17 protein-coding genes are annotated in these 16757 nt (G+C 71.5%); 11 read left to right on the forward strand and 6 right to left on the reverse strand.

What is annotated here, in order from left to right; translation table 11 throughout:
* Positions 1-59 precede the first annotated feature (59 nt).
* The 3 genes from ACFC1J_RS16630 (at position 60) to ACFC1J_RS16640 (ending at position 2245) form a co-directional block, all read left to right on the forward strand.
* Entirely contained in the window at positions 60-473 is a 414-nt protein-coding gene (locus tag ACFC1J_RS16630; protein ID WP_375908519.1) for a pyridoxamine 5'-phosphate oxidase family protein, read from the forward strand.
* A 186-nt stretch (positions 474-659) separates the two neighbouring features.
* On the forward strand, positions 660-1028 hold the full coding sequence (locus ACFC1J_RS16635) for a YciI family protein (protein ID WP_375908522.1): 369 nt from the start codon (positions 660-662) through the stop codon (positions 1026-1028).
* Positions 1025-2245 (forward strand): RNA polymerase sigma factor, encoded by a 1221-nt coding sequence (locus tag ACFC1J_RS16640; protein ID WP_375908525.1) that lies wholly within the window; start codon positions 1025-1027, stop codon positions 2243-2245. The genes ACFC1J_RS16635 and ACFC1J_RS16640 overlap by 4 nt, the downstream gene beginning before the upstream one ends.
* On the opposite strand, the gene ACFC1J_RS16645 is transcribed toward ACFC1J_RS16640, so the two are convergent.
* A complete protein-coding gene (locus ACFC1J_RS16645) occupies positions 2209-3288 on the reverse strand; it encodes a zinc-dependent alcohol dehydrogenase family protein (protein ID WP_375908528.1) in 1080 nt (359 codons plus the stop codon). The two genes, ACFC1J_RS16640 and ACFC1J_RS16645, sit on opposite strands and share 37 nt — an antisense overlap.
* Positions 3289-3453: 165 nt before the next feature.
* On the opposite strand from ACFC1J_RS16645, the gene ACFC1J_RS16650 reads away from it, so the two are divergent.
* Both ACFC1J_RS16650 and ACFC1J_RS16655 read left to right on the forward strand, forming a co-directional pair.
* The gene (locus tag ACFC1J_RS16650; protein ID WP_375908531.1) at positions 3454-4722 is read left to right on the forward strand and encodes an ammonium transporter; all 1269 of its coding nucleotides are present in this window, start codon (positions 3454-3456) and stop codon (positions 4720-4722) included.
* The gene (locus tag ACFC1J_RS16655; protein ID WP_375908534.1) at positions 4697-5329 is read left to right on the forward strand and encodes a hypothetical protein; all 633 of its coding nucleotides are present in this window, start codon (positions 4697-4699) and stop codon (positions 5327-5329) included. The genes ACFC1J_RS16650 and ACFC1J_RS16655 overlap by 26 nt, the downstream gene beginning before the upstream one ends.
* Positions 5330-5356: 27 nt before the next feature.
* Here the strand turns inward: ACFC1J_RS16655 and ACFC1J_RS16660 are convergent, their stop codons facing one another.
* The gene (locus ACFC1J_RS16660) at positions 5357-6304 is read right to left on the reverse strand and encodes an endonuclease/exonuclease/phosphatase family protein (RefSeq protein ID WP_375908537.1); all 948 of its coding nucleotides are present in this window, start codon (positions 6302-6304) and stop codon (positions 5357-5359) included.
* 151 nt (positions 6305-6455) lie between these two features.
* On the opposite strand from ACFC1J_RS16660, the gene ACFC1J_RS16665 reads away from it, so the two are divergent.
* Complete coding sequence (locus tag ACFC1J_RS16665; protein WP_375908540.1) at positions 6456-7208, forward strand: AAA family ATPase; 753 nt, start codon at positions 6456-6458, stop codon at positions 7206-7208.
* Between the two features lie 219 nt (positions 7209-7427).
* Here ACFC1J_RS16665 and ACFC1J_RS16670 read toward each other — a convergent pair whose 3' ends face one another.
* A complete protein-coding gene (locus ACFC1J_RS16670; protein WP_375908543.1) occupies positions 7428-8354 on the reverse strand; it encodes a sigma factor-like helix-turn-helix DNA-binding protein in 927 nt (308 codons plus the stop codon).
* Between the two features lie 33 nt (positions 8355-8387).
* Positions 8388-8846, reverse strand: coding sequence for a carboxymuconolactone decarboxylase family protein (locus ACFC1J_RS16675; protein ID WP_375908546.1), 459 nt, complete (start codon positions 8844-8846; stop codon positions 8388-8390).
* 137 nt (positions 8847-8983) lie between these two features.
* Here ACFC1J_RS16675 and ACFC1J_RS16680 point away from each other — a divergent pair, with 137 nt between their 5' ends.
* Together ACFC1J_RS16680 and ACFC1J_RS16685 are read left to right on the forward strand one after the other, a co-directional pair.
* Positions 8984-9490 (forward strand): methylated-DNA--[protein]-cysteine S-methyltransferase, encoded by a 507-nt coding sequence (locus tag ACFC1J_RS16680; protein WP_375908549.1) that lies wholly within the window; start codon positions 8984-8986, stop codon positions 9488-9490.
* A gap of 72 nt (positions 9491-9562) precedes the next feature.
* A complete protein-coding gene (locus ACFC1J_RS16685; protein WP_375908552.1) occupies positions 9563-10864 on the forward strand; it encodes a DUF222 domain-containing protein in 1302 nt (433 codons plus the stop codon).
* A gap of 127 nt (positions 10865-10991) precedes the next feature.
* Here the strand turns inward: ACFC1J_RS16685 and ACFC1J_RS16690 are convergent, their stop codons facing one another.
* Entirely contained in the window at positions 10992-12536 is a 1545-nt protein-coding gene (locus ACFC1J_RS16690) for a CitMHS family transporter (protein WP_375908555.1), read from the reverse strand.
* Between the two features lie 143 nt (positions 12537-12679).
* Here ACFC1J_RS16690 and ACFC1J_RS16695 point away from each other — a divergent pair, with 143 nt between their 5' ends.
* Together ACFC1J_RS16695 and ACFC1J_RS16700 are read left to right on the forward strand one after the other, a co-directional pair.
* On the forward strand, positions 12680-14425 hold the full coding sequence (locus ACFC1J_RS16695) for an ATP-binding protein (RefSeq protein ID WP_375908558.1): 1746 nt from the start codon (positions 12680-12682) through the stop codon (positions 14423-14425).
* Positions 14422-15075: a response regulator gene (locus ACFC1J_RS16700; protein ID WP_375908561.1), complete on the forward strand. Its 654-nt coding sequence runs from the start codon at positions 14422-14424 to the stop codon at positions 15073-15075. Before ACFC1J_RS16695 ends, ACFC1J_RS16700 begins: the two co-directional genes overlap by 4 nt.
* 63 nt (positions 15076-15138) lie before the next feature.
* Here the strand turns inward: ACFC1J_RS16700 and ACFC1J_RS16705 are convergent, their stop codons facing one another.
* Positions 15139-15906, reverse strand: a complete 768-nt coding sequence (locus tag ACFC1J_RS16705) for an SDR family NAD(P)-dependent oxidoreductase (RefSeq protein WP_375908564.1) — start codon at positions 15904-15906, stop codon at positions 15139-15141.
* A 56-nt stretch (positions 15907-15962) separates the two neighbouring features.
* Here ACFC1J_RS16705 and ACFC1J_RS16710 point away from each other — a divergent pair, with 56 nt between their 5' ends.
* Positions 15963-16751, forward strand: coding sequence for a lysostaphin resistance A-like protein (locus ACFC1J_RS16710; protein ID WP_375908567.1), 789 nt, complete (start codon positions 15963-15965; stop codon positions 16749-16751).
* Positions 16752-16757: the final 6 nt, after the last annotated feature.

Raw genomic sequence — 16757 nt, forward strand, 5'->3', positions numbered from 1 at the left:
GCCTGCCCGACGGGACCTTAGGCCCGGAACAGAGCAGCCGAGCCGGGGATCATCGGGCCATGGACATCGAAGAGGGCAGGGAGCCGACACGGGCTCTCACCGAAAGCGAATGCTGGGAGCGGATCCACGCGGCTCCGTACGGCCGGATCGCCGTCGCCGCGGCGGAGGAGATCGACGTCTTCCCGATCAACCATGCCGTGCTCGACGGGATGATCGTCTTCCGCACGTCCGCGGGCACGAAGCTGCTCGAGCTGACCATCCGGCAGCGCGTCGTGTTCGAGATCGACGGGACCGACGGAGCCGAAGCGTTCAGCGTGATGGTGAAGGGCGTCGCCGAGGAGTTCGACCGGGATGCGGACACGCTCGACGCCGAGAACGCCGGGGTCACGCCCTGGGCGCCGGAACCGAAAGATCGCTGGGTGCGCATCCATCCCACATCCGTGTCAGGACGCATCTTCCGCAGGCGCGCCTAGCGGCCGGACTGCCGACGTCGACGTTCGCGGCTGCCGTCGCGATGCTCGCCCTCGCCGGGTCACCGCCGCGCGACTGCGGCGCATCCCGGCGTTCGGCGCGCAGAATGATGTCGAGAACTGGGCATCGGCTCCGACCACATATCGAGGCGGACATCGGGTCCCCCGGCGAATCGAAGGAGAACGGCCATGAAGTACATGATCCTCATGCAGGTGCGGCAGGACGTGCTGGATGCGCTCACTGCGGAGCAGATGCAGGCGATCGGGGAGGGGCACCAGGCGTTCATCGACACCATCACCGCCTCGGGCGAGATGCTCGGCACCGTCGCCCTCGCCGACCCCAGTCAGTCCAAGGTGGTGCGCGGCACGGCCGGGGCTTCTGAGGTGGTCGACGGCCCGTTCGCCGAGACCAAGGAGTTCATGGGCGGGTACTACCTGATCGAGGTCGAGTCCGAGGAGCGCGCCGTCGAACTCGCCCGGCAGATCCCGGACGCGGCGATCGACGGTCTCGCCCTCGAGGTCCGCCCTGTGATGTTCTCCGCCGGGACCGACGTGTGACCGATCGCGGTTTCGAGGACCTGTGGCGCAGCAGCGCGCCGCAGGTCCTCGCCGCGCTGCTGCGCCACTACGGAGCCGCGCAGCTGGATCTCTGCGAGGACGCGCTGCAGGAGGCGCTCCTGGCCGCTCACCGGCAATGGCCATCCGAGGGCGCTCCTTCGGACGCGAAGGGCTGGCTGCTGACCGTCGCCCGACGCCGCATGATCGACCGGATCCGCAGCGAGCACCAGCGCCGCGAGCGCGAGCACGCCTATGCCGACGCCTGGCGGCCCCTCGCGGAAGCCGAGACGGCGCACGCGGACGACAGCGTCGAGGTACTGCGGCTGTGCTGCCATCCCGCGCTCACGATGCCCGCGCAGGTGGCGCTCACGCTGCGCGGGGTCGCCGGCCTCTCGACCGCGCAGATCGCCCGCGCGCACCTGCTGCCCGAGGCGACCATCGCCCAGCGGATCAGCCGGGCGAAGGCGCGGATCCGCGCTGCCGGGGCGGTCTTCCCCGAGCCCTCCGACCCCGCCGACCGCCTGGATCCGGTGCTCGCCGTGCTCTACGTCATGTTCACCGAGGGGCATACGGCCACCGAGGGTGCCGACGTCAACGACGTGCGGCTCAGCGATGAGGCGATCCGCCTGGCCCGGATGCTGCACCGCGAGCGCCCGGACGACGTCGAGGTCGTGGGGCTCCTCGCGCTCATGCTGCTCACCGATGCACGCCGGGCCGCGCGCACCGGCGCCCGCGGCGAGCTGATCCCGCTCGACGAGCAGGATCGCACGCGGTGGGATCGGGACAGGATCGTCGAGGGGACCGGGATCCTCGATGCTGCGCTCGCCGCCGGGCGCCACGGCCCCTACGCGATCCAGGCCGCGATCGCAGCGCTGCACGACGACGCCCCCAGCACCGGGACGACGGACTGGCCGCAGATCCTCGCCCTGTACCGCCTGCTCGAGCTCGAGACCGGCAACCCCGTCGCGACGGTCAACCGCGCCGTCGCCCAGGCGATGGTGCACGGTCCGGAATCCGGGCTGGCCGTGATCGACGGGATCGCGGATCCGCGCGTGCGCGGCGACCGTCGCCGGATCGCGTCCGTGCGCGCGCATCTGCTGGAACGCGCGGGCCGCACGGCCGAGGCGATCGAGGAGTACCTCGACGCGGCCAGGGCGACCCTCTCGCTCCCGGAGCGCGACTATCTGCGCGCCCGTGCGGCCCGGCTGAGGGGCTGAGACCGGCGCTGCTGCGGATCGATCATGGTCATGCCCGCCACGGTCGCCCGGTCGAACCCGGGCAGCAGGGCCGCCGCCTCCTCGAGCCCGATCGTGCGCTCGATGAGGCGTTGCGGGGCCAGGCGCCCCTCGGCGATCAGGTCCATCATCGCGGGGTAGTCGGCGGCCGCCATCCCGTGGCTGCCGAGCAGGTCGAGCTCCCAGCCGATCACGCGCTCCATCGGCACGCGGGGATGTCCGTCGATCGGCGGGAGCAGGCCGATCTGCACATGCCTGCCGCGCCGGCGCAGCCCGAGGACCGCGTCGGCGAGGGTCTGCTCGCTGCCGACGGCGTCGACGGAGACGTGGCTGCCCCCGCCGGTCAGCGCGGCGACAGCGGCCGGGATGGCGGTTCCGTCGGCGAGGAGCGTGTGCGCGGCGCCGACCTCCTTCGCCACCGCGAGCGCCTCCGGGTTGCGGTCCACCGCGATCACCCTGGCGCCGCACGCCTTCGCGATCATGACGGCGCTGAGGCCGACGCCCCCGGCGCCGATCACGGTGACCCACTCGTCCTCGCGCACCTGGGCGCGCCCGACGAGCGCCCGGAACGCGGTCGCGAAGCGGCAGCCGAGGCTCGCCGCGGTGGCGAAGTCCACCTCGTCCGGGAGTGCGACGAGATTCAGATCCGCGGCGTGCAGGGCGACGACCTCGGCGAAGGATCCCCCGTGCGTGAAGCCCGGCTGCTGCTGATCCGGGCAGACCTGCGCATTTCCGGACAGGCACCACTCGCAGCGCCCGCAGCCGCACACGAACGGCACCGTCACGCGGTCTCCGACCCGCCAGCGGGTCACCTGCGGCCCGACGGCGGCGATGGTTCCGGCGAGCTCGTGCCCCGGTACATGCGGGAACGCGATGTCGTCGTGCCCCGCCCAGGCGTGCCAGTCGCTCCGGCACATGCCCGTGGCCCTCACCTGCACGAGCACGCCGTCGGCCGGGAGCTCGGGCTCCGGGACCATCCGCACCTCGGGCTGGGAACGGACCGCATCGAAGACCACTGCACGCATGGCCTCATCCTGCCAGGCGCACGGGTCTTCGTCACAGCTTGTTCACGCCGGGTGCGCGCGACGAAACGGATCCGAAACATTGCGCGCGTCGAAGCGAAACGCGCGAGTGACAGTCTGACGTCACCCGACGCTGCAGGAGCGTCCTGACAGAGAGGAGCGGACCTCATGGATCAGGGAAACACCGCCTTCGTTTTGATCTGCGCGGCCCTCGTGCTGCTGATGACCCCCGGCCTTGCGTTCTTCTACGGAGGCCTCGTCAAGGCCAAGAGCGTGATCAGCATGATGATGCTGAGCTTCGGCGCGATCGGCCTCATCGGCGTGCTGTGGGTGATCTACGGCTACGCGATCGCCTTCCCCGGCAACCACGGCACTGTCGCACCCTGGACGATCGACTGGTCCTCGATCGGACTGTCGAATCTGCTCGAGGTGCCGAAGGACGCCGCCTACCCGCCGCTCGCGTTCGTCGCATTCCAGGCCACGTTCGCGATCATCACGGTCGCGCTCATCTCGGGAGCGATCGCCGACCGCGCGAAGTTCGGATCCTGGATGATCTTCGCCGGCATCTGGGCGACGGTCGTCTATTTCCCCGTCGCGAGCTGGGTGTTCAACTTCGGCCTGAACAAGGACGGCAGCTTCGCCTACGGCGGCTGGGTCACGCACGGCCTGCAGGACATGCTCGGCGTCGGTGCGATCGACTTCGCCGGAGGCACCGCGGTGCACATCAATGCGGGCGCCGCAGCCCTCGCCCTCGCCCTCGTGCTCGGCAAGCGCCTCGGGTTCCAGAAGGGTGCGGACGTTCCGCACAACCCGCCGTTCGTCCTGCTCGGTGCGGGTCTGCTGTGGTTCGGCTGGTTCGGCTTCAACGCCGGTTCTGAGCTGGCCGCCGACGGCACCGCCGCTGTCGCGTTCGTGAACACGATCGCCGCGCCCGCTGCGGCGCTGCTGAGCTGGCTGGTGATGGAGAAGATCCGCAACGGCAAGCCGACGTCGGTCGGCGCCGCGTCCGGTGCGGTCGCGGGTCTCGTGGCGATCACCCCGGCCTGCGCCTCGCTGACCCCGATCTGGGCGGTCGTGCTGGGCCTGCTCGCCGGCGCCGTCTGCCAGCTCGCCATCGACCTGAAGTTCAAGCTCGGCTTCGACGACTCCCTCGATGTGGTGGGCATCCACCTCGTCGGCGGCATCATCGGGACGCTGTACCTCGGCATCTTCGCCAACGGCACGGGCCTGATCTACAGCGGCAGCTTCGCACAGCTCGCGGCGCAGGCGCTCGCCGCCGGAGCGGTGCTGGTGTACTCCTTCGTCCTCGCCTATGCGATCGGCTTCGTGATCGAGAAGACTCTCGGCTTCCGGGTCAAGGACGAGGACGAGATCGCCGGGCTCGACACCGTGGTGCACGGCGAAGAGGGCTATGTCCTCACCGGCGCGCGGGCCTGAGCCGGTGAACCCCGTGTCCCTCGCGGCGAGCACCGCCCCGGCCGAGCTCCTGCAGCTGCGGAGCCTGCCGAGGCGCGGCCTCGCCGCGGGGGGCGGGCACGTGCGCGAGATCTGCGGACTGCGCGGCGCGAACGGCGAACTGCACTGGACACTGCAACTGGTCGAGCTGCGGGGCCCGGTCGGCATCCTGCATCTGGCACACGAGGCGACGCACGTGCTCGCCGGGATCGGCGGGCCGCAGGTCGACGTCGGACCCGGGGCGTCGGTGGGGCTGCGCAAGGAGCGCGTGTTGCGTCACACCGATTCCCTTCTGGAGCTGCACCGGCCCCGGCTCCGTGCCGCGGAGCTGAGCCGCATCGTCGTCCTGTCCACCGTGACCGCGCGGGCACGGCCTGCGCTGGTCTTCGCGGATCTGCACGGGGCGTCCGTCCTGCCCGACGCGGTGCGCGCGGTCGTCGTGCGCTCGGGGCGGGTGAGCACGGGGGGCAGCACGGCGGCGGCGATGGAGACGCTGGTGCTGCCGTCCGCGAAGACGGACGACAGCGTGGTCGGCCGCGGACCCGGGATCGTCGCCGAAGACGCCCGGGTCCTCATGGTCGTCGGCTGAGGTCGTCGGCCGGCCTCTGGCGGGGCGTCAGCCGCCCAGGGCGGCGACGACCGCGAGGTGGTCGCTGGCGCCGGCCGATGCCGTCCGCCCGGAAGCGGACGGATAGCCGCGCTGGAACACGTGGTCGATCCGGACCGCCGGGAACGCTGCGGGCCAGGTGAACGACGGGCCGAACCCGCCGAACCGGACTTCGCCGAGTGCTCCGGCGATCGGAGCGAGGGCCGGATCCGTCGACACGGCGTTGAAGTCGCCGAGGGCGATCACACGAGGACTCCGGTCGTCGCGGATCCGCTCGCCCAGCGCGGAGAGCATGCCGTCCCGCGCGCTCTGCGCGCCGGGGCGCAGCGAGGCGGCGTGCACCACGTACACGCTTACGGTGCCGCCCGGCGCGTCGACCTCGACGCGCAGCGCGCGCTTCCAGCCGAGTCCGAGATCGAGCGCCTCCTCGTCGAGGATCGGGTAGCGGCTCCACACACCGACCGTGCCGACGCGGTAGGCGTGCGGGTAGGAGCCGGCGAGCTCGTCCGCGATCGCCGATCCCGAGTCGGCGTCGAGCTCCGTGAACGCGAGGATCCCGGCGCCCTCGTCGGCGAGGGCGCGGGCGGACGCCGCCCCGGTCCCCGATCCTGCCTCGACGTTCTGCGTCGCGATCAGCAGCCCGCCGTTCCCGGCGGACGGCTCGCCCTGCCACGGCACGGGGAGGAACCCCCACAGCGCCACGGTCCAGGCGACCACCGGCACCGCGGTGATCCACGCCGTGCGCGGCCGGATCAGCAGCGCGGCGATCACGAGCGGGACCAGGACGAACCCCAGCCAGGGCAGGACGACGGCGATCCCGGTCCCGACGAGGCCAGGGACGGCGCCGAGCAGCACGGTCGCGGTGAGCGCGGCGGTGATCAGCAGGATCGCGATCACGGCGCCACGACGAGGGGTCGCACGTCGCGCCCTGACCTGCTCACTCGTCTCCTGGCTCACGGACCCATCCTCCCGGTCCCGGTCTGGGGAACCCCTGACGGCCGGGCTCTCCTCCCGTGCGCCGGGGCAGGGCCGACCCCGGCGCCTGGCCACGGCCCTGTCGGTCCCGCCCGGCACAATGGATCAGAGCCGATCGTCTGAGGGGAGTGTCATGGATCCGTTCTGGGACCCGCACAGCCGTCGACGCCGGCAGCAGCCCGTCGTCGCGGTGCACCCCGCGGACGACGCCCCCGCCGCGGGCCGCACCTGGCCCGCGAGCATTCCCGCCGTCGCGCAGGTGCTGCGGGAGGGCATCGACCTTGATGCCGGCGTGACGTTCCTGGTCGGCGAGAACGGCAGCGGCAAGTCGACGCTGGTCGAGGGCATCGCGATCGCCTACGGGCTCTCGCCCGAGGGGGGATCCCGTCAGGCGCGGCACAGTACCCGCCCCACCGAGTCACCGCTCTCGGACTGGCTCCGCATCCAGCGCGGCGTGGGGGCGAACCGGTGGGGCTTCTTCCTGCGCGCCGAGACGATGCACTCGTTCTACACGTACCTCGAGGAGAACCCCTCACCGGGGCCGGAGCCGCTCTTCCACGAGATGAGCCATGGCGAGTCCTTCCTCGCGCTGCTCGAGTCGCGGTTCGACGACCCCGGCTTCTACTGCCTCGACGAGCCGGAGGCGGCGCTCTCGTTCTCCTCGACCCTGAGCCTCATCGCCGTGCTGCGCCGGATCGCCGAGGAGGGCGGGCAGGTGCTCTGCGCGACGCACTCGCCGGTGCTCGCCGCGCTGCCCGGCGCGAGGATCCTCGAGGTCGGGGAGTGGGGACTCCGCCCGGCGGTCTGGGAGGATCTGGAGCTCGTGCGGCACTGGCGGTCGTTCCTCGACGAGCCAGGGCGCTACACCCGGCACCTCCTGGACTGAAGCGGCGGGGGCGGCGCGGACGTCAGGGTGGGGCCAGGGTCGGGCTTCGCGATCAACGTCTCCGAGAAGGAGTGCGTGGTCTCCGAGAAGGAGTGCGTACTGAACGGCTATCCCGACGTGGTGCCCGGCACCGAACTCCACCTCACGGCATGGCAGGCGGACCAGGCCGTCGGCTGAGGGAGTCGCATCGCGGGGACGCGTCGGCCTCGGCGCTCTGGGTCAGAGCGCGTACGCGAGCTTGTCCGGGTTGCAGACCTGGCGGAGCCCGTGGATCAGCCCGTCGACTCCGAACTCGAGCGCGAGCACATCGGTGCGGCCGGAGCGCAGGAACGCGATCGCCGGCTCTCCGTTGACATCCAGCCGCATCACGGAGAACGGCAGGGCGGGATCGGCCGTCGCCTTCTGCAGCACGCCGACGAGGAAGCGCCGCACACGGTCCGCGCCGAAGATCGGGTTGCGCGCGGCGCTGACCTTGCCGCCCCCGTCGTTCCACAGGATCGCGTCGTCGGAGAGCAGGGCGAGGACGCCCGAGATATCACCGTGCTCGACCGCCGCGAGCAGAGCGCCGAGCGCGGCCGGATCCGCCGCGCGCGTGAGGGAGGGGTCGTCGGCCAGGCGCAGCCGGCGTTCGCCGCGGGAGACGAGCTGCCGCACCGCGGCAGGCGACTTCTCCAGGATCGGTCCGATCTCCACGGCCGACATCCCGAACGCCCGGTGCAGCACGACGGCCGCCCTGGCTTCGGGCGCGAGCTGCTCGGCCATGTGCAGCAGCGCGAGGGAGAGCAGCTCGCGATCGGCCACTGCGTCCTCGGGCAGCCGCGAGGTCGCGACGGGCTCCGGCAGCCATGGGCCGATGTAGTCCTCGCGCATCGCGGCGAGTGCACGCACACGGTCGATCGAGCGGCGCACGCACACGGTCGTCAGCCACGCGGGCCAGGAACGCACACGCCCCGCCGACGAGGCTCCGCCCGGGGCGGGCTCGGCCGGATCGGCGCGTTCGGCGCGTTCCTGCTGCAGGGCCTCGATCGCGACCTCGGACACGACGTCTTCGGCATGGCCGTAGTCGCCGAGCATCCGGTAGGCGATGCCGATCAGGCGGCCCCGCTCCGCCTGCCACGCACGGGTGGCGGGGGAGGCGAGGGTCATGCGCCCACGGTACCGCCCGGGATCCGGCACCGCTCAGACGATCGGGTGCTTGTCGTCGATCGGCGGCGCCATCTCGGTGGCGATCGCGATGCGGTTCCACACGTTGATCGTGCAGATGGCCATCACCAGCCCGCCGAGCTCTCCCTCGTCGAAGTGCTGCGCCGCGGCGTTCCAGATCTCGTCCGTCACGGTCTCGGGGCCGAGCTGCGTGACGGCGTCGGTCAGGGCGAGCGCCGCGAGCTCGCGTGCATCGAAGAAGCCCTTCGCGTGCTGCCATGCGCCGACCGCGTGCAGCGTGCGCTGCGGGATTCCGCGCTTGGCGCCCTCGGTCGCGTGCATGTCGACGCAGAATCCGCATCCGTTCAGGATCGATGCACGCAGCTTGATGAGCTCGTACAGCCGCGGCTCCACGCTCTTGCGGGAGTACGCCTCCATTCCGAGCACAGCGGCGTAGCCGAGCCTGTTGGTGCGGGCCATGTCGATCCTGGTCATCGTCGTTCCTTCCGTGGCCGGGCCCGCGGGTCTCGCGGGCGCTCGTGCGGCCTTCAGGAGGGTGTCGGATCCGCAGGCCGAAGTGTGACAGGGGTGCCAGCACGACCAGCGTCCGACCCCCGGCGTACGATCGCGGGATGACCTACTCCGGCTCGATCACCACGCCGGTGGGCGTGCTCGCCGTGCACAGCGACGGGGTCGCGATCACCCGGGTGACTTGGCCGCGCTCCGCATCGCGGGCGCCGGGATCGCCCCAGGACGCCGAGCGGGATCCGCTGCTCGCCGAGGCGCTCGCGCAACTGGGCGCGTACTTCGCGGGGGAGCGGTCGGACTTCGACCTGCCCTTCGACCTCGGCCCGCAATCCGACGTCACGAACGCGGTGCTCCACGTGCTCTACGACACGGTCGGCCACGGCGAGACCGTGACCTACGGCGAACTCGCTGAGCGCAGCGGCACGGCCGTGCCCGCGCGGGCGATCGGATCCATCATGGGCGCCAACCCCATCCCGATCATCGTGCCGTGCCACCGCGTGGTCGCGAGCGACGGGCTCGGCGGGTACTCCGGAGGCGGTCCCGGCGAGGGCCTTCTCACCAAGCGCTGGCTGCTCGAGCACGAGGGTGCACTGCCGGCCGCGCTGTTCTGAACAGCGCTGCAACGACGCGGGGCCTGTGGATAACTCTTCCATTTGTCGAAGATATGTTCTATACTTGAGGGCATGGACAAGCCTCTCGATCACTACCTCCGCCGCAGCGCGGAGATCGTGGCCGAGTGCGCGGAGCTGGGGCGTGAGGTCGCGCGGATGCAGGTGCGACAGGCGGCCCTTGCGCACGAGAGGGTGGCGCTGCTGCTCGAGGAGGTCCCGGCCGGATCTGCCGGATTCGACCAGGCGGAGCGCTCGATGATCTCCGAGCTCGCGGCGGGGCTGCATCTGTCCCGCTACGCCGCGGCGAAGATGCTCGCGACCGGCCACGTTCTGCACGAGCGGTTCCCGGGCGCCCGCGCCGCTCTGGAGGTGGGAGACGTGTCCCTCGCCCACGTGGAAGTCGTCATCGAAGCCGCTGCCGACATCCCCCACGATGACTCCTCCGCGCTCGCCGAGTATGAAGCGCAGGTCGTGCCGTTCGCGCAGGTCGAGTCCCGGGCGCGCACGAAGGCCTTCGCCGAATCCGTGGCCGCCGCCGTTGCCCCGATCGCACTGACCGACGCGCATCGACGGGCCCACGACGACCGCGCCGTGACCGTGACCGTGACCGACGATGGCGTGGGGCAGGCGACGATGCACGCGACGGGTCCCGCGGCACTCATCCACGCGGCGTACGACCTGCTCACGCAGGAGGCGCGGGCGATCCGCGATGCGGCCACGCAGGAGAGTCGTGAGCCGGGGGATGAGGGCCGGCCCGGCGACGGACGGCGGCTGGATCAGGTGCGGTTCGATCGCTTCCTGCTGAAGGTGCTCACCGGCCGTGTCGCCGATGACGCCGACATCGTCACGTCCCTCCGAGCGACCGTGCAGATCACGGTCGCGGAGTCCACGCTCCTCGGTCGGGACGAACGCATGGCGGAGCTCGATGGGCGAGGCCCGATGGATCCGGACCTCGCCCGCCGCCTTGCCGCCGCGGCGTTCAGCTGGGAGCGACTCGAACTCGACCCGCAGGGCAGGGTCGTCCGCACCAGCCCGTACCGGGTTCCCGAGCCGGTCAGGCGACAGCTTCGAGCGCGGGATCGCACCTGCCGATTCCCGGGCTGCAGGCAGCCGGCCCGGCGATCCCAGATCGACCACAATCACGATTTCGCCCGAGGCGGCCCCACCGACCCCTGCAACCTCGCCTGCCTCTGCGAGACCCACCACGCACTGAAGCATCCGGACGTGGATGCCCGCTGGCGATGGGCCGCCGAGCAGAGGGCGGGCGGCGTCATCGTGTGGATCACTCCCGCAGGCGTCGAGCACACCGACGCGCCACCACCCCGGGTGATGTTCGTCGAGATGGATCCGCTCGAACCCCGCGCCGTTGCCTGAGGATCACGGCGTGAGGATCACCGCGCGACGATCACGGACTGAGGAACACGGACTGAGGATCACGGACTGAGGATCACGGCGCGACGATCACAGCCTCAGGATCACCGCCTCGGGACCACCCTGAGGATCACGGCGCGACGAAGAACGGGATCGCTCCGGTCAGGATCCCGACCGCGAGCATCACGAGCGAGACCACGAGGGCGCGCCACAGTACCTTGCGGTGATGATCGCCGAGGTTCACGCTCGCGAGCGAGACCAGGAGCAGGATCGCCGGGACCAGAGGGCTCTGCAGGTGCACGGGCTGGCCGGTGATGGACGCACGGGCCATCTCGACCGGATCGATGCCGAAGTGCGCGGCGCTCTCGGACAGGACCGGCAGGATGCCGAAGTAGAACGCGTCGTTCGACATCAGGAACGTGAACGGGATCGACAGCACCCCCGTGATCGGCGCGAGGAACGGGCCGAGCTGCGGCGGCAGGACGGTGGTGATCCAGTTCGCCATCGCATCGACCATGCCGGTGCCGCTCAGCACGCCGACGAGCACGCCCGCGGCGATCACCATGGAGACGACGCCGACGATGCTCGGCGCGTGCGCGACGATCTCGGACGCCTGATCCTTGAGCTTGCGGAAGTTCACGAGCAGCGCGACCGCGGCACCGACCATGAACACGTACGGCAGCGGCATGACGTCGATCACGAGCAGGACCATCACGGCGATCGTGAGGGCGAGGTTGAACCAGATCAGCCTCGGGCGCAGCGTGGGCCGGTTCGGGTCGAGCATGGTGTCGGCCATCGCGGTGTCGGCCGGATCCACCCCGGCGGCGGCGACAGGTCCGTGACCGTGCGCGACCGTGACGATGTTGCCCGTGCGCAGCGAAGCGCGAGCACCCGGCTTGGCGTCGGCACCGCGGAAGATCGCGGGGAACGCCGCCAGCAGACCGCCCTCGGCGGTGCCGGTCAGGCGGCTCCCGTCGAGCGCGCCGAGCCGGCGCCGCTCCTGCAGGCCGAGCATCCAGGCGAAGCCGAGGGCGACGAGCAGGCCGACCCCGAGCGAGGGCAGCATCGGCACGAACACGTCGGTGGGCTGCAGGCTCAGCGCGGTCGCGGCGCGCACGGTGGGGCCGCCCCACGGCACGATGTTGAGCGTGCCGTTCATGAGGCCGGCCACGCACGTGAGCACCACCGGGTTCATGCCGAGGCGCAGATAGATCGGCAGCATCGCCGAGGTGGTGATGATGAACGTCGTGGATCCGTCGCCGTCCAGCGACACCGCACCGGCGAGCAGGGCGGTGCCCAGGACGACCTTGGCCGGATCGTCGCCCAGCACGCGGGTGATCACGCGGATCAGCGGGTCGAACAGGCCGACGTCGATCATGATGCCGAAGAACATGATCGCGAACATCAGCAGCGCGGCGGTCGGCGCCATCTTGCCGATCGCGTCGAGGATCATGTCGCCGAGACCCAGTCCCGCACCGGCGAAGAGGCCGAACGCGGTGGGGACCAGGATCAGCGCGACCATCGGAGTGAGGCGCTTGGTCATGATCAGCGTCATGAAGACCAGCACCATCACGAAGCCGAGGATCACCAGAACCCATTCCGGCGGCGCGAAAGCGATGTCGTACGTGGGCTTGTCCTCGGCCGCAGCGAGCAGACCGGTGAGCACCGTGGGCATGAGCTGACTCCTTCGTCATCCGCCTGTCGTCGTCGACGGACTTCGCCGACACTAGGGGCGACGCGCGCGTCCGCCCCGGTAAGTCGCATTCCCCGCGTTGTGCGCGTAGCGTGACTTCTGCGCATATTGCTCAAGGAGGACGGATGCCCCTGACGCGTCGGGTGCGGTTCGCGACGCGGACCCTCCTCCTGCAGTTCGCGACGGTCGTGCTCGTGGTCGCGCTGTGCACCGGGGTCTACCTCGTCCTGGCCGTGCAGCAGCTCCGCGCCGAGGCCGAGTCCTCCGCGCTCGGGATCGCGCGCACGCTCGCGGAGGATCCGGAGGTCCGCGCGGAGGTCGCCCGCGCCTCGGCCGAGCCGGGCACACCACCGGCGGCCGACCTGCAGGCCGGAGTGCTGCAGCGCACGGCGACCGCGATCGCCTCGCGCACCGGAGCCCTGTTCGTCGTGATCACCGACGATCACGGGATCCGTCTCGCGCATCCGGATCCGGATCGCCTCGGGCAGGAGGTGAGCACCCCGTATCAGGACGTGCTCGCCGGGCACGAGGTCGTCGACTGGGAGACCGGAACGCTGGGGGATTCGGCGCGGGCGAAGGTGCCCGTGCGGGACGACGGAGGCACACCGGTCGGCGAGGTGAGCGTCGGTTTCGCGCGCGCAGGAGTCTTCGACGATCTGCCGCCGCTGCTGGCCGTGATCGGCATCGCCGCCGCGGGATCGCTGCTGCTGGCGGGCATCGCCGCGCTCATGCTGCGCCGTCGCTGGGAGCGGCTCACCCTCGGCGTGCAGCCGGAGGAGCTGGTCGCGCTCGTGCAGAACCAGACCGCTGTGCTGGACGGAGTGGACGACGGCGTGCTCGCGGTCGACCAGGACGGGATTGTGCGCGTGTGCAACGCCGCCGCCGAGCGCCTGCTCGGCGTGCACGACCTCGTCGGCGTGCACGACCTCGTCGGCGTGCAGGACCTCGTCGGCGTGCCGCTGGGGCTGACCGGCCTTCCCGACGCGGTGCGCGACGCGGCGTCCGGAGGACGGGCGCTCTCCGAGGTCGTGCTCGGGGAGCGGGTGCTCTACCTCGACACGCGCCCGGTCGAGCGTGGAGGGCGCGCGCTCGGCACCGTGGCCGTGATCCGCGATCGCACCGAGCTCATCGCGCTCTCGGAGCGGCTGGAGAGCGTGCGCACGATGACCGCCGCCCTGCGCGTGCAGCGCCACGAGTTCGCCAACCGGATCCACGTCGCTGCCGGGCTCATCGATGCGGGGCGCGTGCAGGACGCCCGGGAGTTCCTCGCCGAGCTCATGCAGCGCGGCTCCGTGGACTTCCCGATGGCGGGGCGGGAACGGCTGAGCGATCCGTTCCTGCAGTCCTTCCTGGGGGCCAAGGCGCTCGAGGCGTCCGAGCGCGGAGTGACGCTGCGGATCGCGGAGGACACGCACCTGCGGGGTGCGGTGGTCGCGGCCGAGGACGTCGCCGCGGTGCTCGGCAACCTCGTCGACAACGCGGTGACCGCGGCCGTCGCCGCAGATGCACCGCGCTGGGTCGAGGTCGCCGTGCTCGACGACGGTGACGCCCTCGTCGTCACGGTCGCGGATTCGGGGGCGGGACTCGATGCGGCGCCCGTCGAGGAGCCCGACGCTGCGGGACCCGCGGACGACGCCGGCGCGGTGCACGGCCACGGGCTGGGCCTGCCCCTGTCCCGGGAGATCGCCCGTCGCGGAGGCGGCGATCTCTGGATCATCGACCGCGGCGGCGACGCCCACGGGGCGGTCTTCGCGGCGCGCCTCGACGGCGTGATCGCGCCTGTCGGAGAGGTCGGCCGCGCGGATTCCGACGGGGGACGCGGGCGGGCAGGGCGTAGGCCGGAGAATCCGGAGAAGGAAGAGAGCAGATGACGGATCCGATCCGCACCCTCGTACTGGACGACGACTTCCGGGTCGGTCGCCTGCATCAGGCCATCGTCGGCGACCGCCCCGGCTTCGTCGCGCTGGAGCCCGTGCGCACGATCGCGGAGGCCAGGGCGGCCGTCCGCGATCTTGCGCCCGACCTGCTCGTCGCCGACGTCTATCTGCCCGACGGCGACGGGATCGGACTCGTCCGCGAGGCCGGCGTGGATGCGATCGTCGTGTCCGCGGCCGACGATCCGGCGACCGTGCGGCGTGCGCTGCGCTCGGGCGCGCACGCCTACCTGATCAAGCCCTTCGAGCCGCGCGCCCTCGTCGGCGCTCTCGATCGCTACGCGCGCTTCCGCAACCTGCTCTCGGGCGATCGTGCCCTGGCGCAGAAGGACCTCGATCGCGCGCTCGCGATCCTGCACGGATCCGGAGAGGCCGCATCGGCCTCGCGGTCCGCGACCGAGCAGGTCGTGCTCGCCGCCCTGGGCGAGGACGAGGCCTCGGCTGCGGAGATCGGAGAGCGCGTGGGGATCTCCCGCGCCACCGCGCAGCGGCACCTCGCCGCTCTCGCCGAACGCGACGCCGTCGAGGTGCGGCTCCGCTACGGTGCGACCGGCCGTCCGGAGCATCGCTATACGCGGCGGGCGTGACGGCGCGTGTGAAAGGCGAAAGCGCGGTCGCGGGCGTGAAAGCAGGCCCGCGCGCGGCGGGCCTCAGCCCCGGCCGAAGAGTGCGCCGCCGTTCACCTGGATGATCTGCCCGGTGGTCCAGCCGCCCTCGGGACCGGCGAGGTAGGAAACGGCGCCGGCGACCTCGTCCGGCGTCCCCGCGCGATTCATCGGCACCTGCGCGAGTCGCGACGACACGATGTCCGGCGTGCGCCGTCCGTCCCAGAATCCGGTGTCGGGCACATACCCCGGCGCGACCGCGTTGACCGTGACGCCCTCGGCGGCGAGTTCGGCAGCGAGCCCCATCATCCAGCCGTGGATCGCGGCCTTGGCCGCACCGTAGCCGTTCGCGCCGCGGAGTGCCGCGATCGAGCTGATCGAGATGATCCGGCCGCCCGGCCGCGTGATGCGGGGGAGCAGCGCCTCGGTCAGCAGCACAGCGGTGAGCACGTTCAGGCGCATGTTGGCCTCGTAGTTGGCGGCGATGCCGGCGAGGCCCTCGCCGCGGTCCAGCACGTTGCCGCCCGCATTGTTGAGCAGCACGTCGACGTCTCCGACGATCTCGCCGGCCGCGCGCTCGACCGCATCGGGATCCTGCAGGTCCGCGACGATCCTCTGCACGCGGGCGTCCGGGGCCTGCGCGCTGATGCGGTCGGCCGCCTCCTGCAGGACCGCCTCACGGCGCCCGAGGAGCACGAGGTCGAAGCCGTCGCGCGCGAGGCGCAGCGCCGAGGCGAGCCCGATGCCGGTTCCGCCGCCGCTGATGACGGCCTGCGGGCGGGATGCTGCGGAGGACGAGTGCGGAGTGGTCATGGAGCCAGCCTAAGAGCAGGTGCCGCACGCGGGGCGGGCCCGGTAGCGTTGCGGCCGTGACCTCATCCCCCGCGACCGGCTGGCGGCCGTGGGCCGGCGCCGCCCTCGTGATGCTCGCGTGGTGGGTCACGACGTACGGATTCGGATCGATTCCGATGCCCGCCCTGCAGCCGGGATGGTTCCCGCAGCTGGGGGTCGTGCTCACCAACGGGCTCAGTCTCGCGGTCTCGCTCGCGGTGGCGCTGCTGCTGCGGCGAGCGGGATGGTGGCAGCGGCAGCCGATCCGGGATCTCGCCGGCTGGCGTGCGGGTCGCGTCGAGGCATTCGGCTGGCTGCTGCCGGTGCTCGCGATCCAGCTCTCCTACATCTGGATCGGGAAGACCGGTGTGCCGGGCCTCGTCGGCACCGCGGGGATGATGCTCAGCATGGCCGCGGGCATGCTCGCCGTGGGGATCTCCGAGGAGACCGCGGCGCGCGGGCTCGCGCTCGGGGCGGTGATGCGACGCCATCCCTGGATCGGCGTCCTCACCACCGCGCTCGTGTTCGGGCTCTGGCACGTCGGCAACGGCCTGTTCTTCGGCAGGACCTGGGACGAGACCTGGTGGCAGGTGCTCGGCGCGACGACGTTCGGCGTGTGCTTCGCGGGGGCCCGGCTGATGATCGGATCCGTCTGGGCGCTTGCGTTCCTGCATGGGCTCGGAGACTGGACGCAGTTCCTCTCCCCGGGTGCCGCGCCCGTCTGGTATCAGATCACGGTCATGGCGTTCGAGCTGATCTGGGGAATACTGCTCACCGCGGTCGCGACCCGGAAGGACCGGCACACCGGCGACGGCGGTCGCGGTTAGCATGGC

Source organism: Microbacterium sp. NPDC056052, assembly GCF_042266785.1.
GTDB lineage: Bacteria > Actinomycetota > Actinomycetes > Actinomycetales > Microbacteriaceae > Microbacterium.